At 72.9% G+C, this 13,223-nt stretch carries 14 protein-coding genes; 6 read left to right on the top strand and 8 right to left on the bottom strand.

Going from position 1 to position 13,223, the window contains the following annotated elements; translation table 11 throughout:
• Positions 1 to 2: 2 nt before the first annotated feature.
• Together ACFYZR_RS15925 and ACFYZR_RS15920 are read right to left on the bottom strand one after the other, a co-directional pair.
• A complete protein-coding gene (locus tag ACFYZR_RS15925) occupies positions 3 to 1,772 on the bottom strand; it encodes a dolichyl-phosphate-mannose--protein mannosyltransferase (RefSeq protein WP_391910444.1) in 1,770 nt (589 codons plus the stop codon).
• An 80-nt stretch (positions 1,773 to 1,852) separates the two neighbouring features.
• Positions 1,853 to 2,341, bottom strand: a complete 489-nt coding sequence (locus tag ACFYZR_RS15920) for a DUF6415 family natural product biosynthesis protein (RefSeq protein ID WP_391910442.1) — start codon at positions 2,339 to 2,341, stop codon at positions 1,853 to 1,855.
• A gap of 153 nt (positions 2,342 to 2,494) precedes the next feature.
• Here ACFYZR_RS15920 and ACFYZR_RS15915 point away from each other — a divergent pair, with 153 nt between their 5' ends.
• From ACFYZR_RS15915 to ACFYZR_RS15895, 5 genes are all read left to right on the top strand, one after another.
• Positions 2,495 to 2,734 (top strand): hypothetical protein, encoded by a 240-nt coding sequence (locus ACFYZR_RS15915; protein ID WP_391910440.1) that lies wholly within the window; start codon positions 2,495 to 2,497, stop codon positions 2,732 to 2,734.
• Positions 2,709 to 3,233 (top strand): DUF6879 family protein, encoded by a 525-nt coding sequence (locus ACFYZR_RS15910; protein ID WP_391910438.1) that lies wholly within the window; start codon positions 2,709 to 2,711, stop codon positions 3,231 to 3,233. Before ACFYZR_RS15915 ends, ACFYZR_RS15910 begins: the two co-directional genes overlap by 26 nt.
• 24 nt (positions 3,234 to 3,257) lie before the next feature.
• Positions 3,258 to 4,121 carry a helix-turn-helix domain-containing protein gene (locus ACFYZR_RS15905; RefSeq protein ID WP_391910436.1) on the top strand — a complete coding sequence of 288 codons (864 nt, stop codon included), beginning with the start codon at positions 3,258 to 3,260 and terminating at the stop codon, positions 4,119 to 4,121.
• Between the two features lie 98 nt (positions 4,122 to 4,219).
• On the top strand, positions 4,220 to 5,203 hold the full coding sequence (locus ACFYZR_RS15900) for a hypothetical protein (protein ID WP_391910434.1): 984 nt from the start codon (positions 4,220 to 4,222) through the stop codon (positions 5,201 to 5,203).
• 1 nt (position 5,204) lies between these two features.
• On the top strand, positions 5,205 to 5,558 hold the full coding sequence (locus ACFYZR_RS15895; RefSeq protein WP_391910432.1) for a GntR family transcriptional regulator: 354 nt from the start codon (positions 5,205 to 5,207) through the stop codon (positions 5,556 to 5,558).
• Here the strand turns inward: ACFYZR_RS15895 and ACFYZR_RS15890 are convergent.
• From ACFYZR_RS15890 to ACFYZR_RS15870, 5 genes are all read right to left on the bottom strand, one after another.
• Complete coding sequence (locus ACFYZR_RS15890; RefSeq protein WP_391910430.1) at positions 5,496 to 6,377, bottom strand: SDR family NAD(P)-dependent oxidoreductase; 882 nt, start codon at positions 6,375 to 6,377, stop codon at positions 5,496 to 5,498. The genes ACFYZR_RS15895 and ACFYZR_RS15890 overlap by 63 nt on opposite strands.
• 57 nt (positions 6,378 to 6,434) lie before the next feature.
• Positions 6,435 to 7,613, bottom strand: coding sequence for a serine hydrolase domain-containing protein (locus tag ACFYZR_RS15885; RefSeq protein ID WP_391910428.1), 1,179 nt, complete (start codon positions 7,611 to 7,613; stop codon positions 6,435 to 6,437).
• Positions 7,614 to 7,723: 110 nt separating this feature from the next.
• Positions 7,724 to 8,485: an energy-coupling factor ABC transporter ATP-binding protein gene (locus ACFYZR_RS15880; RefSeq protein WP_391910426.1), complete on the bottom strand. Its 762-nt coding sequence runs from the start codon at positions 8,483 to 8,485 to the stop codon at positions 7,724 to 7,726.
• The gene (gene cbiQ, locus ACFYZR_RS15875) at positions 8,482 to 9,246 is read right to left on the bottom strand and encodes a cobalt ECF transporter T component CbiQ (protein ID WP_391910424.1); all 765 of its coding nucleotides are present in this window, start codon (positions 9,244 to 9,246) and stop codon (positions 8,482 to 8,484) included. Before cbiQ ends, ACFYZR_RS15880 begins: the two co-directional genes overlap by 4 nt.
• Before the next feature lies 1 nt (position 9,247).
• Positions 9,248 to 10,291, bottom strand: coding sequence for an energy-coupling factor ABC transporter permease (locus tag ACFYZR_RS15870; protein WP_391910422.1), 1,044 nt, complete (start codon positions 10,289 to 10,291; stop codon positions 9,248 to 9,250).
• A 282-nt stretch (positions 10,292 to 10,573) separates the two neighbouring features.
• On the opposite strand from ACFYZR_RS15870, the gene ACFYZR_RS15865 reads away from it, so the two are divergent.
• On the top strand, positions 10,574 to 11,818 hold the full coding sequence (locus tag ACFYZR_RS15865) for a DUF1524 domain-containing protein (RefSeq protein ID WP_391910420.1): 1,245 nt from the start codon (positions 10,574 to 10,576) through the stop codon (positions 11,816 to 11,818).
• Between the two features lie 117 nt (positions 11,819 to 11,935).
• Here ACFYZR_RS15865 and ACFYZR_RS15860 read toward each other — a convergent pair whose 3' ends face one another.
• Entirely contained in the window at positions 11,936 to 13,135 is a 1,200-nt protein-coding gene (locus ACFYZR_RS15860) for a MarP family serine protease (protein ID WP_391910418.1), read from the bottom strand.
• Positions 13,136 to 13,223: the final 88 nt, after the last annotated feature.

The following is a 13,223-nucleotide window of genomic DNA, read 5'->3' as shown; positions in this document are numbered from 1 at the left end:
GATCAAATCCAGGTGTCGAGCCACATCCGGTTGCGCCAGGCGTCCATGGGGATCGGCTGGCCGGTGTAGATCGGGAAGAAGTAGATGAAGTTCCAGGCGATGAGCAGGACGAGCACGCCCGCGCCGACGGCGCCCAGCGCGCGGCGCCGTTCGGAGGATCCGGGCGGGCCGAGGATCGCCCCGATCATCATGGCCACCGCCAGGCAGAGGAACGGCACGAAGACGACCGCGTAGAAGACGAAGATCGTTCGTTCCTGCCACATGAACCAGGGGAGGTATCCGGCCATGAGGCCGCACAGCACCGCCCCGGCCCGCCAGTCGCGGCGCAGCGCCCACCGGTAGAGCAGATAGACGACCGCGAAGCAGCCCGCCCACCACAGCAGCGGGGTGCCCAGGGCGAGCACCTCGCGGGCGCACTTGTCGGCGGTGTCGATGGGGCAGCCGGCGTTGCCGGGCTTGGGGGACTCGTAGAAGTACGAGACCGGGCGGGACTGGACCAGCCAGCTCCAGGGGTTGGACTGGTAGGTGTGCGGCGAGGTGAGGGTGGTGTTGAAGTCCCACACCTGCCGTTCGTAGTGCCACAGGCTGCGCAGCGGGTTGAGGACCCCGGCGAGGAAGCCGTCCGGGCTGCCACCGCCTTCGGTCTCGGCCCAGTGGCGGACATAGCCGCTGTGCTGCCAGCCGGCGGTTTTGCTGTAGGTGCCGCTGTGGGTGAACCAGCCGGTCCAGGAGGCGATGTACACGCCGATCGCGACGGGCACGGTCGAGACGAACGCCCAGGGCGCGTCGCGCAGCAGCGCGGACCGCCAGGGCCGCCGGGCGCCGGCGAGCCGGCGGGAGCCGACGTCCCACAGCACGATCATCAGGCCGAACGCGGCGAGGTAGACGGCTCCGTTCCATTTGGTGGCGAAGGCCAGCCCGAGGAACACCCCGGCGGCCAGCCGCCAGGGCCGCCACCCCAGCCGCAGCCGGTCGCCGACCGCGGCGTCGGGCAGGACGGTGCCGTCCTCCCGCTCCGGCAGGGCGGCGGCGAGCCGGGCCCGCGCCTTGTCGCGGTCGACGAGCACACAGCCGAAGGCGGCGAGGACGAAGAACATCAGCACGGTGTCGAGCAGCGCCGTGCGGCTCATGACGAAGTGCAGCCCGTCGACGGCGAGCAGCGCCCCGGCGAGGCACCCCAGGAACGTCGACCGGAACAGCCGGCGTCCGATGCGGCACAGCATCAGTACCGAGAGCGTGCCGAGCACGGCGACCATGAACCGCCAGCCGAAGGGGTTCAGCCCGAACATCCACTCGCCGACGGCGATGACCCACTTGCCGACGGGCGGGTGGACGACGTACCCGGGGGCGTCGGGGACGGCGGCGTGCCCGGCGATGATCTGGTCGTTGACGTCCTTGACGCTGTTCCAGTCGACCTCGTAGCCGCGCTTCAGCAGGGCCCAGGCGTCCTTGGCGTAGTACGTCTCGTCGAATATGACGGCGTTCGGGGAGCCCAGATTCCAGAACCGGATCAGCCCCGCGAACAGCGCCACGACCAGCGGCCCTGCCCACCCCGTCGACCGCGCGAGCACCCGCGCCACCCCCGGCCCGGCCCCCATCGCCTCCCACACCCGCGTCCCGGGCTCGGGAAACGCGGGCACGAGCCGCTCCCGCACATCCGGCCGCGCCACACCCCCCTGATAGCCGAACCGGCGGAGTCTGCGCTGCCACGGGAGTGGCTGCTCGTCCGTCGTTCGGCCCTGCCGGGGGTGCGTCGCGGTGTCACTGGTCACCGCGCCATCGTAGGGAACGGACCTGTGAGGGCGCGGGTCGGCGCGTCGCGCGGTGCCCTGCGGGCGGCTTCGCCGGACGCTCAGGGCGCGTGCGCGGCGCGCTGGTGGACGCCCATGCGGGTGGCGGCGTCCCTCATCCCACCGGGATCGCCCCGCCGCTCCGCCTCGCGCCGGTCGGCCTTGATGTACGCGCACTGGGCGCACGGCAACGCGCTCCTCAGCCCGTGGCAGGCCCGGCCGAGATCCTGCATGTGCATGACGGCCGAGCGCAACCCGTCCCCGGGCCCCTCCCCGAGCACCCGCCGCGCCTCACCGACCACCGCCCGCGCCCCTTCCCCGCCCGGCGCCGTCGGCGGCATCCGGCCGACGTACGCCTCCGCGACCGGCAGCAGCTTCTCCAGGAACCCGCGCAGGCACGCGGTGGTCTCCTGGACCTCCTCGTGCCGGGGCAGGGCGGCGGGGTGCGCGATCGCGCGACGGATGGCGTCGGCGACGTAGCGCGACATGGCGGTCGCGGTGTCGTCTTCGGAACCGCTGGCGGCCGGTCCCTTGATGCACGTTGTTGGCATGCAACGGACCGTACGGTCGGAGCAGCGACATCCTCAGCGGAGTTGCATGGAATTGCGGACCAATTCCCCGCCGCACTGGCCCACTTGACGCCCCTCACCTGCACCGTAAAGCTTGTGCAAGCTACCGCAACCCACTCGGCATGGGAGGCAGGCATGGCCCTACGATTCGTCGGCATCGACCCGAACACGGGCGACGGCGAGTGCCCCACGGTGTGGTTTGACGAGGACAAGAAGGAGTTCGTCTTCCAGGGGTGGAAGGCTGACGGGGAGCTCCTGGGCAGGTGCCTGGAGACCGGCCCCATCCCGCCGACCGAGGCGGTGGTCCGGTTGCCCGCCCGCATGGCGCAGATGATCAGGGAGGCCTGTGATGCCGCAGAACGTGCCCGGCTTTGAGGAACTGCTCCGCGGCTGCGAACGTTCCGCGGTCCACCTGGAGACACGGGATATGTACGCGGTGGACTACGAGAAGTCCGGCTTCGCGGCCTGGAAGGCCGGATACCGGCACGACCCCGCGGACCGTACGACGTGGTGGCGCCCCTGGCTGGACCTCGTGGCCGAGACCGTCGGCCGCGGAGTGGTGATCCGCCGAGCCCGCATCGTGTCCGAGCCTGTCAGCGAGTACATCAGGTACGAGCACAGCGGCACGTTCACCAATGTCGCAGCCGGCGAATCGGTTCGTTGGCTGCCTCGTCGGCGCGCGTCGGACCTCTGCTTGCCCGGCAATGACTTCTGGGTCTTCGACGACAGGCTGGTGAGGTTCAACCACTTCACAGGGGATGGCGCGTCAGTCGGCGGCGAGATGCGCGAGGAACAGGCCGTGGTGGAAATCTGCGCATCGGCATTCGAAGCCGTCTGGGCCCGTGCCGTCCCGCACGAAGACTTCCACGTATAGGGCCCGATACGTGACAGCCGGCTCATGAACAAGTCTCCTTCGTCCAGCGCACAGGCCGCCCGCGAAGCCGTTGCGTCCAGACTTCGCGAGCTCAGGTTGGACGCGGGGCTCACCGGGCGTGAGCTGGCTGCTCGCGGGCAATGGCATCCCGCGAAGACCTCCCGGATCGAGAACGCCAGGACCCCTCCGTCGGACGCGGACATTCGCGTATGGTGCGCCGCCTGCGACGCCGAGGACCAGGCAGCGGACATCATCGCCGCTTCTCGCACAGCTCATTCCATGTGGATGGAATGGCGGCGCAAGCAGCGGACCGGGCTGCGTCGCTTGCAGGAGTCGTACGTATCGCTGTTTCAGGAGACACGGCTGTTCCGTGTCTATGCGTCGACGCTGGTCCCCGGCCTGCTGCAGACCAAGGGCTACGCGACCGCGCTGTTCTCGGCCATCACAGGGTTTCGCCAGATTCCCGATGATGTGGACGACGCCGTCGAGGCCCGACTGGCACGGTCTCGAGTTCTCCACGAAGGCGATCGCCGGTTCGCCCTGCTCGTCGAGGAATCCGTGCTCCGGTACCGGATAGGTGATGCGGAAACCATGGCGGGCCAGCTCGGCCACTTGCTTTCCGTCGGCTCCCTCCCCTCCGTCTCCCTGGGGGTCATCCCGTTCACGGCAGACACACGACGGGTCTGGCCCATGGAAACATTCCATGTGTACGACGACGAGCTGGTGTCCGTGGAGCTGCTGTCGGCCCGGGCGACCGTCCAGCAGCCCAGCGAAGTCGGCCTGTACGTGAAGGCATTCGCGGGCCTTTCCCGCATGGCGGTCTACGGCCCCAGCGCCCGGGCGCTCATCGTCTCGGCCATCGAGGATCTGGATCGCGCCGCCACCTGAAGGGAGATCGCCGCTGCCGAAGCGGCCTGAGGAAGGCCGGCAGCCCACCTTCAAAAACCTCCACTTGTTCTACTACTATGCAAACAACTGGAGGTGCCATGTCCACCGCACGTCGCGTTCTCGTCTCCGTCCTCCCCTACCCCCTCGCCTGCGCCGCAGTCGCCGGCGCCTATCGCTCGTTCCGTGACCGGCTTCCGCATCCCATGGCCACGCACATCGGTTCCGGCAACAAGGCCGACGGGTTCGACGATCCGGGGGCGTTCCTCTTCGTCTCCCTCGGCGTGCTCCTCGCCCTGGGCGTGGTGTTCGCGTTCCTGACGTGGCTGACGCGGTCGGCGCCCGGGCCGCAGCAGCGGGGGGTCGCCGCGGCCGGGGGCGGTGTCGCCGTGGTGCTCGGCTGGATCGTCGTGGGGATACTCCGCGCCAACGCCGAGGTGGGCGCGGACGGTGACGCCGCCACGGTCTCGCTCCCCGGCTGGCAGGCGGCTCTGGGCTTCGCCGCCGCGGCCGTCTACGGCGTACTGGGGTGGGTGCTCGCCGGGCGGGACGAGGTCCCCGCCCCGGCCACCGAGCGGGCGTCCGCCGGAGCCGCGCGGCTGCCCCTGGGCGAGAGCGAGAGCGAGAGCTGGACCCGCGTCGTCGGGGGGCGGGCGCAGCTCGGCGTCGGGGCGATGATGCTGGCCACCGCGCTGTTCGTCGGGGGCGTCGCGGGCTGGCCGGGTGGGCTGATCTGCCTCGCCGTCGGGGTGCCGCTGGTCGTCCTCTGCCGGGTGCGTGTCGGCGTCGACCGGCGTGGCATCACCGTCACGCCCGCCGCGCTGCCCTGGCCGCGCCTGAACGTTCCGCTGGAGCGGATCGAGGAGGCCGGCCACCGGTCCGTCGACGCCCTGCGCGACCTCGGCGGCTGGGGCTACCGGGCCCACCCCGGCATCAGCGGTATCGTGCTGCGCTCGGGCGACGCGATCAGCGCCCGGCTCACCACCGGCAGCGAGTTCGTCGTCACCGTCGACGACGCGGCCACCGCCGCCGCGCTGCTCAACACCCTGGCCGACAGAGAGCGTTCCAAAGGAGTGCGGGGCTGACATGTTGTTCCGGGTCGACCCCTCCTCCCCCGTCCCCCTCGGCGAGCAGATCGCCGGCGGGCTGCGGGGCGCCATCGCCGACGGCTCCGTACGCCCCGGTGAGCGGCTGCCGTCCGCGCGGGAGGTCGCCGCGTCCCTCGGCGTCAACATGCACACCGTGCTGCGCGGCTACCAGCAGCTGCGCGACGAGGGGCTCATCGAACTGCGCCGGGGGCGCGGGGCCGTGGTGACGGGCGGCCCGGCCCCCGGGCGGGCCCGGCTCACCGCGCGGGCGCGGGAGCTCGTCGCCGAGTCACGCGCGCTCGGGCTCTCCGACGACGACATCGTGGCGCTGGTCAGGGCGTCCCTCGGCTGATTCGCGGGCCGGGCCAGGGGCTGAGTCGCGGGCCGGGTCGCGCCGCAGCGCCCCGCGCAGGCCCAGGTTCCCGATCAGGATGCCGCCGTCCACCGGCAGCGTCACCCCCGTGATCCACGACGCGTCCGGCGAGGCCAGGAAGGCCACCGCCGCCGCGATGTCCTCCGGACTCCCGACCCGCCCCAGCGGGTAGTGCTCGGCCGCCCGGGCCAGCGAGTCCTCCCGGCCCGCCCAGCCGGGGGTGCGGATCGTGCCGGGCGCCACGAGGTTGACCCGTACGCCCCGGGCCGCGCAGTGGCCGGCCAGCGTCCGGGTCAGGCCGGCCAGGCCCGCCTTGGCCGCACTGTAGGCGTGGTTGCCGAAGTCCTGCTCGCCGTTGACCGAGCCGACGCTGACGACCGAGGCGCGGCCGCCCGCGGCGGCCAGCAGCGGCATCGCGGCCCGGACGCACCGGAAGGCGCCGGTGAGGGTGATGTCGAGGTCGCGGGACCACGCCTCGTCCGGGAAGTCCTCGACCAGCGGTGGGTCCGGGTGGAACGAGTAGGCGTTGTTGACCAGCACGTCCAGGCGTCCGTAGCGCTCCGCCACAAAGGCCAGCGCTGCCTCGACCGCCGCCGCGTCGCCGACGTCGCAGGCGAGCGAGTCGGCGGCGAGCCCGTCCGCCCGCAGTCCCGCCGCGGCCTTCGCCGCGCGCTCGCCGTCCAGGTCGGTGACGAGCACGCGCGCGCCCTCCGAGGCGAAGCGGCGGGCCGTGGCCTCGCCGATGCCCCGGCCCGCGCCCGTGATCAGTACCGCGTAGCCCTCGAACCTTCGGGTCATGCGGCCAGCTCTACCCCGCCGACGGCCGTCTCTACCCCGCCGGCCCCCGTCGGCGCGCTACCCCGCCAGCGACCGGGCGACCGCCCGGACGAGCGCCTGGGCGCGCGGGTCCGCCGTGACGTTCTTCTGCATGCCGTTCGTGACGTACCCGAAGGCGACGCCCGACTCGGGGTCGGCGAAGGCCAGGGAGCCGCCGCGGCCCGGGTGGCCGAAGGAGCCGGGGGCCAGCAGCGGGGAGGCCGGGCCGTGGAGCATATAGCCCAGGCCGAAGCGGGTGTTGACGACGAGGACGCGGTCCGGGCCCGCCGACTCCTCCGTGCGCGCCAGGGTCAGCGTCGCCGGGGCGAAGAGCCGGCGGCCGCCGTCGACCGGGCCGATCAGCGAGGCGTAGAAGCGGGCCAGCGCGTCGGCCGTGGCGATGCCGGCGGAGGCGGGCAGCTCGGCGGCGCGGTAGGCCGGGTCGTTCTCGTCGGCGGCGGGGCTGATCGCGCCGAAGGCGCGGCGGGTCAGCGAGTCCGGATCGCGGTAGGCGTCGGCGACGGACGCCTTGGGGCGGACGCGCAGCCCGGCGGCCGCGGGCGCGGCGGGGGCCTCGATGTCGGCGATCCGGCCGACGCGGTGCCGCTCCGCGTCCGGCAGGCCTATCCACAGGTCCAGGCCCAGCGGCCCGGATATCTCCTCGGCCACCCACCGGCCCAGGGACCGCCCGGTCACGCGCGGCACCAGCTCGCCGAGCAGCCAGCTGTACGTCTGGGCGTGGTAGCCGTGGTCCGTGCCGGGCTCCCAGGCGGGGGCCTGCGCGGCGAGGGCGCGCGGGCCGCTGACGCCGTCGATGGCCTCGGCGGGCGTGAGCGGGGTGTCCAGCACGGGCAGCCCGGCCCGGTGCGCGAGCAGGTGCCGGACGAGGACTCGCTCCTTGCCGGCCGCCTTGAACTCGGGCCAGTACGTGCCCACGGGCGCGTCCAGGTCCACCTGGCCGCGCTGGTGCAGCAGGAGGAGGACGGCGGCGGCGACGCCCTTGGTGGCGGAGCGGACGATCTGGGCGGTGCCCCGGGTCCACGGCTCCTCGCCGCTGCCGTCCGCGTCCTTCGCGCCGGCCCAGAGGTCGGCGACCTTCCGCCCGTCCCGGTAGACCGTCACGGCCGCGCCGCGCTCACCGCGCCGGGCGAAGTTCTCCACGAAGGCGTCCCGGACCGGCTCGAAGCCATCCGTCACCGTGCCCTGGACGTCCACCACTGTCTTCCGCTCCCACTGTGCCGATCGCTACAAAACCATCCACCATGGTGCAACGTGTCCGGAAGTGGTCGGGGACGGGGGTCACCTCCCGCCGGGTCACCTCCCCGAGGTCACCCCCGTACGACCGCCGTGCGCGGGTCGAAGCCGAACGGCAGCTCCAGGCGGTGGGCCCGCATGGTGTCCTCGTCGCACAGCAGCTCCCCGGTGGGCCCGTCGGCGGCGATGACCCCGCCGCTGAGGATCACCGAGCGCTCGCACAGCTCCAGCGCGTACGGCAGGTCGTGGGTGACCATGAGCACCGTCACATCCAGGGAGCGCAGGATGTCGGCGAGCTCACGCCGGGAGGCCGGGTCGAGGTTGGAGGAGGGCTCGTCCAGGACGAGGATCTCCGGCTCCATGGCGAGGACCGTGGCCACCGCCACCCGGCGCCGCTGCCCGAAGGACAGGTGGTGCGGGGGGCGGTCGGCGAAGTCCGCCATGCCGACCCGGTCCAGGGCGGCGTGGACGCGTTCCTCCAGCGCCGCCCCGCGCAGCCCGGCGGCGGCCGGGCCGAAGGCCACGTCCTCGCGGACGGTCGGCATGAACAGCTGGTCGTCCGGGTCCTGGAAGACGATGCCGACCCGGCGCCGCACCTCGGCCAGGTTCGGCTTGGTCACCGGCAGCCCGGCGACCCGGACCGAGCCCACGCCGCTGTCACCGCCACCGCCGAGGATGCCGTTGAGGTGGAGGACGAGGGTGGTCTTCCCGGCGCCGTTGGGGCCGAGCAGGGCCACCCGCTCCCCGCGCCGGACGGTCAGGTCGACGCCGAAGAGGGCCTGGTGGCCGTCGGGGTAGGCGAAGGCCAGCCCGGAGACCTCGAGGGAAAGGGTCATGTCAGGGTCCATCCCGTCAGGCAGACCGCCAGCGCGGCCAGCGGCAGCGCGGCCGCGTGCGTCCACTGCGCACGGGTCGCGGTCACGTCGTCGATCACGGGCATCACGCCCGTGTACCCCCGGCTGACCATCGCCAGGTGGACGCGCTCACCACGCTCGTAGGAGCGGATGAACAGCGCCCCCGCGGACTTGGCCAGCACCCCCCAGTGGCGCACCCCGCGCGCGGTGAAGCCGCGCGACTCCCGGGCGATGCGCATCCGCCGCATCTCGTCCGTGACCACATCGCCGTAGCGGATCATGAAGGACGCGATCTGGACGAGCAGCGGTGGCATCCGCAGCCGCTCCAGGCCCAGCAGCAGCGCCCGCAGCTCGGTCGTCGCGGCGAGCAGCACCGAGGCGGCGACGCCCAGGGTGCCCTTGGCCAGGATGTTCCAGGCGCCCCACAGCCCGGGCCCGCTGAGCGACAGCCCCAGGACGTCCACCCGCTCGCCGGGGACGACGAACGGCATCAGCAGCGCGAACGCCACGAACGGCACCTCGATCAGCAGCCGCCGCAGCAGAAAGCCGTACGGCACCCGGGCCGCGCCCGCGACGGCCGCGAGCAGCAGCGCGTACAGCCCGAAGGCCCACACCGCCTCGCGGGGCGTGGCGACGACGACGAGGACGAAGCAGAAGACGGCCGCGAGCTTGCAGTGCGGCGGCAGGTCGTGGACGGGCGAGTGCGCGTGCCGGTAGAGCTTGTGGGCGTGTCCGGCGCCCATGTCAGACGGTCTCGGAGACGGGAGCCGCGGATTGCGTCCGGCTCCTGCGGCGGCGTACGACCACGAAGACGCCCGTGCCCACCGCCAGCGTGGCCCCGACGCCGATCACACCGGCCAGTCCGCCGGAGAGCCGGGCGTCCGAGACGTCCTTGACCTGGTAGTCCGCGAGCGGGGAGTCCTTGGCCGCGTGCTCCTTGGCCCTGGCGTCGATGCCCTTGTCGTGGGCGACCTTCTCCAGGCCGTCCGGGCTGGTGGAGGCGTAGAAGCTGACGAAGCCGGCGAGCGCCAGGGCGAGCACGAGGCCGACGCCGGCGATCTTGCGTACGGGGCGCGGGGCGGCCTTCGACACCTCGACGGGGACCACGGTCCCGTCCGCCTTGCGGATCTCCAGCGGCTTGGCCAGCCCCCGCGCGCCGTATACGAGGTCGGGACGGACGGCCACGACCGCGCCCACGGTCAGCGCGGTGATGACGGCCTCGCCGACGCCGATGAGGACGTGCACCCCGATCATGGCCGTCGCGACCTTGCCGATGGGCACGTCGGTCGTACCGCCCAGCGCGTACATCAGGGTGAAGGCGCCGGCCGCCGCCGGGACGGACACCAGCGCGGCCACGAAGGCGGCGGCGGTCACGGACGAGCGGCGGCGCGGCAGCGCCTTCGCCAGCAGCCGGAAGAGGGCGTAGGCGACGACCGTCGTGACCACCGCCATGTCGGTGATGTTGACGCCCAGGGCCGTGAGCCCGCCGTCGGCGAACAGCACGCCCTGCATCAAGAGCACCACGGATATACAGAGGACCCCGGTGTAGGGGCCGACGAGTATCGCCGCGAGCGCTCCGCCCAGCAGATGGCCGCTGGTGCCCGCCGCGACGGGGAAGTTCAGCATCTGCACGGCGAAGATGAACGCCGCCACCAGCCCCGCGAGCGGCGCGGCCCGCTCGTCCAGCTCCCGTCGCGCGCCGCGCAGGCAGACCGCGACGGCGGACGCCGCGACGGCCCCGGTGGCCAGGGACACCGGGGCGTTGATGAACCCGTCGGGTACGTGCATGACGGTTCTCCGTCTCTCCGTCCGAAATATCCGGCCGATTCGTCAAGCCGTGAACCGCTCGATGATAGGGGCGTCCTGCGAACGAGTGGCAAGAGCGTGTGCGGCGCGACTGCGCGCCCCTGGCCGGGGCCCGCGCCCCACCGTCCGGCACGGACCGGATCACCTCCGGGGCCAGTCGAGTGATTCGCCCCTCCTCAAGGCATATGTCCCGTTCCACGGCTCACTCGTCATGACGGCCATCTCTGCTCTGCCCTGGCCCGCGGAGCCACCGAAGGAGGTCCCATGCGTTCGCAGGACATATCCGTACGCCGGTACCGGCGGCCGTTCCTCGCGTCCACCGTCACCGCCGCCGCCCTGCTCCTGGCAGCGGCTCCGGGCACCACCGCCCGGGCCGTGCCACCGTCCGGCACGGATCACGCGCGGCCCCGGGCCGCCGGGCTGCCCGGCGACTACGACGAGACCGCCTGCGAAGGCCCGGCACCGGACGAGGGGGACATCTACTCGCGGCCCCCCAAGCCCGGCCCCGAGTCCGACCCTCCCGGCGGCAAGCCCGCGAGGCCCAACCCCTCCAACCCGGCCAGGCCCCCGGAGCGCGCGTCGCACGGCTCCTCGGCCGGGGCCGCGCCCGCACGCCACGGCCGTGCCCTGCCCAGGCGCGTGTCCAAGCGCGTGCCCACGAGGTGGCCCCGGAACCTGCCCGGCCGCGACGAGGCCACGCGCATGCTGGCCGACCTGGACGTCAGGCCCCTGCGGGGCGAGGGCTACGACCGCCGCTACTTCGGCGCGACCTGCTGGGTTCGGCACGGCCTGGACCAGTGCACGACCCGCGAGGTCGCCCTGAAGCTCTACTCCGTCGTGCCGGCCACGCTCCAGGGCAAGTGCCGGGTCGTCGACGGCCAGTGGCACAGCGAGTACGACAACAGGACGCTGTCCGACCCGGTGCACGTCGACGTCGACCACGTCGTGTCGCTGCGCAACGCCTGGGGATCGGGGGCGCGCGAGTGGTCACCGGAGAAGCGCCTCGAATTCGCCAACGACCTGACGGCGTCCCCGGAGCTGATCGTGGTGTCCACGTGGGGCAACCGCCGCAAGGGCGACAAGTCCCCGGACCAGTGGCTGCCGCAGGACCCGATCGGGCAGTGCCTCTACAGCCAGGCGTGGATCGGGGTGAAGGACTACTACGGGCTGAGCGTCACCCGGGCCGAGAAGGACAAGCTGCGGCAGGTCCTGGACGGCTGCCCCGACCGGGCCCCCACGGACGGCCCCGGCCGCCCGAACCGTCCGAACCGCCCGGACCACCCGGACCGCCAGCCGCAGGGAGACCGGCAGCCGCAGGGGGACCGCCCTGACCGGCAGGACCACCAGGACCGGCCCGACCGTCCCGACCGGCCCGACCGCCAGAAGGACCACGGCGGGCAGGACCGCCAGGACCATCAGGACCGGCCCGACCGCCAGAAGGACCACGACCGGCAGGACCGCCCCGACCGGAACGACCGCCACGACCGGGACAGTCGGGACGACCGCTAAGCGCTCCGCCGGAAGTCCTGTGCGTCATCTACCGGTGCGTCGTGGCTGGTCGCGCCCACGCGGCGGTAGCCGCATATCGACACTGTCCCGCGCCCCTTCGGGGCGCTGCCCGGCCGCTTAAAGGGCGGCCCGGCTGCCGGTGCTGACCGGTGTGGTCGCCTGCGCCGCCCGTCGCGCGGCGTCGGCGACCTGGTCGGCGGTCAGCACATAGCCCGTCTCCGCGTCCGTCGTGGAGCGGGCGAAGACCACCCCGTACACCTTCCCCGAAGGAGTCAGCAGCGGTCCGCCCGAGTTGCCGGGGCGGATCGTGGAGCGGACGGAGAAGACCTCGCGCGTGGTGATGCCGTCGCCGTAGATGTCCTGGCCCTTGGCCCGGACCTCGTTGGCGACGATCGCCGCGCGCAGGTCGAGTCCGCCGTTCTCGGGGAAGCCCGCGACGACGGCCGTGTCGCCGCGCTTGGCGCTCTTGTCGAAGGGCAGCACGGGCGCGTCCAGGCCGGGGACGTCCAGGACGGCCACGTCCGTGTCCGGGTCGAAGAGGACGACCTTCGCGTTGTACGCCCGTCCGACGCCGCCGACCTTGACGGTCGGGTCGCTGACGCCGGCCACCACATGGGCGTTGGTCATCACGTGCTCGTGGGAGAAGACGAATCCGCTGCCCTCCTGGCCGCGCCGCCCGTCGCCGCCGACGTTCGCCACGCCCTCGACCTTCACCACGCTCCGCCGGGCCGCCCGGGCCGCGTCGGCGGTCACCATGTCCCCGGTGGGCTTGGGGACGCTGGTGGCGGGCTCGCTCTCGAAGGGGTTGAACACCTGGGGGAACCCGGCCCCCGCCAGCGCGTCGGTCGTCCGGCTGAACCAGGTGGGCGCCTGCTCGGGCATCACCTTGTGCACCGCGCCCAGCAGCTTCGACTCCTTGATCTCCCGGGTGAGGGAGGCGGAGTTCGCCGAGACGAGCACGCTCGCGGCCACCCAGCCGACCAGCAGCACGGCCAGTGAGGCGGCGGCCGCGCCGGCTATGCCGTCGAGGCCGCGCACGGGCGCCCACGTCAGCCGGGACCGCAGCCGCCAGGCGAACCGGCCGGCGACGGCGTGGCCGATCACGGCCGGGATCAGCACGACCAGGACGGCGGCGACGGCCGCCAGGGACGTACCGGGCTCGAAGGGCTCCAGGGCGTAGGGCAGCGCCCAGACGCCCAGCACGGCACCGCCGAGGAACCCGGCGAGCAGCACGACGCTCGCCACCAGGCCCCTGCGGTAGCCGGAGACGGCGTAGCAGAGGACGAGCAGCAACAGCAGCACATCGATCAGGTTCAACGCGAAGCCCTTTCCTTCACACGCGTCCCCCGACCGCGCCCACCTGCGTGGACTTAGAAAAACGCCACCGCGGCGGGTGGCGGTTCCC

The organism is Streptomyces sp. NPDC001678, from assembly GCF_042892945.1.
Taxonomy (GTDB): Bacteria; Actinomycetota; Actinomycetes; order Streptomycetales; family Streptomycetaceae; genus Streptomyces.
Note: the sequence above shows the minus strand (reverse complement) of the source record. Positions and strands in the feature narration are given on the sequence as shown.

Bases quoted from the DNA above. Each gene is read 5' to 3' on its own strand.
- ACFYZR_RS15870 (WP_391910422.1), bottom strand. From the start codon at position 10,291: ATGCACGTACCCGACGGGTTCATCAACGCCCCGGTGTCCCTGGCCACC.
- ACFYZR_RS15865 (WP_391910420.1), top strand. From the start codon at position 10,574: ATGCGTTCGCAGGACATATCCGTACGCCGGTACCGGCGGCCGTTCCTC.
- ACFYZR_RS15895 (WP_391910432.1), top strand. From the start codon at position 5,205: ATGTTGTTCCGGGTCGACCCCTCCTCCCCCGTCCCCCTCGGCGAGCAG.
- ACFYZR_RS15880 (WP_391910426.1), bottom strand. From the start codon at position 8,485: ATGACCCTTTCCCTCGAGGTCTCCGGGCTGGCCTTCGCCTACCCCGAC.
- ACFYZR_RS15900 (WP_391910434.1), top strand. From the start codon at position 4,220: ATGTCCACCGCACGTCGCGTTCTCGTCTCCGTCCTCCCCTACCCCCTC.
- ACFYZR_RS15915 (WP_391910440.1), top strand. From the start codon at position 2,495: ATGGCCCTACGATTCGTCGGCATCGACCCGAACACGGGCGACGGCGAG.
- ACFYZR_RS15890 (WP_391910430.1), bottom strand. From the start codon at position 6,377: ATGACCCGAAGGTTCGAGGGCTACGCGGTACTGATCACGGGCGCGGGC.
- ACFYZR_RS15920 (WP_391910442.1), bottom strand. From the start codon at position 2,341: ATGCCAACAACGTGCATCAAGGGACCGGCCGCCAGCGGTTCCGAAGAC.
- ACFYZR_RS15910 (WP_391910438.1), top strand. From the start codon at position 2,709: ATGCCGCAGAACGTGCCCGGCTTTGAGGAACTGCTCCGCGGCTGCGAA.
- cbiQ (WP_391910424.1), bottom strand. From the start codon at position 9,246: ATGGGCGCCGGACACGCCCACAAGCTCTACCGGCACGCGCACTCGCCC.
- ACFYZR_RS15905 (WP_391910436.1), top strand. From the start codon at position 3,258: ATGAACAAGTCTCCTTCGTCCAGCGCACAGGCCGCCCGCGAAGCCGTT.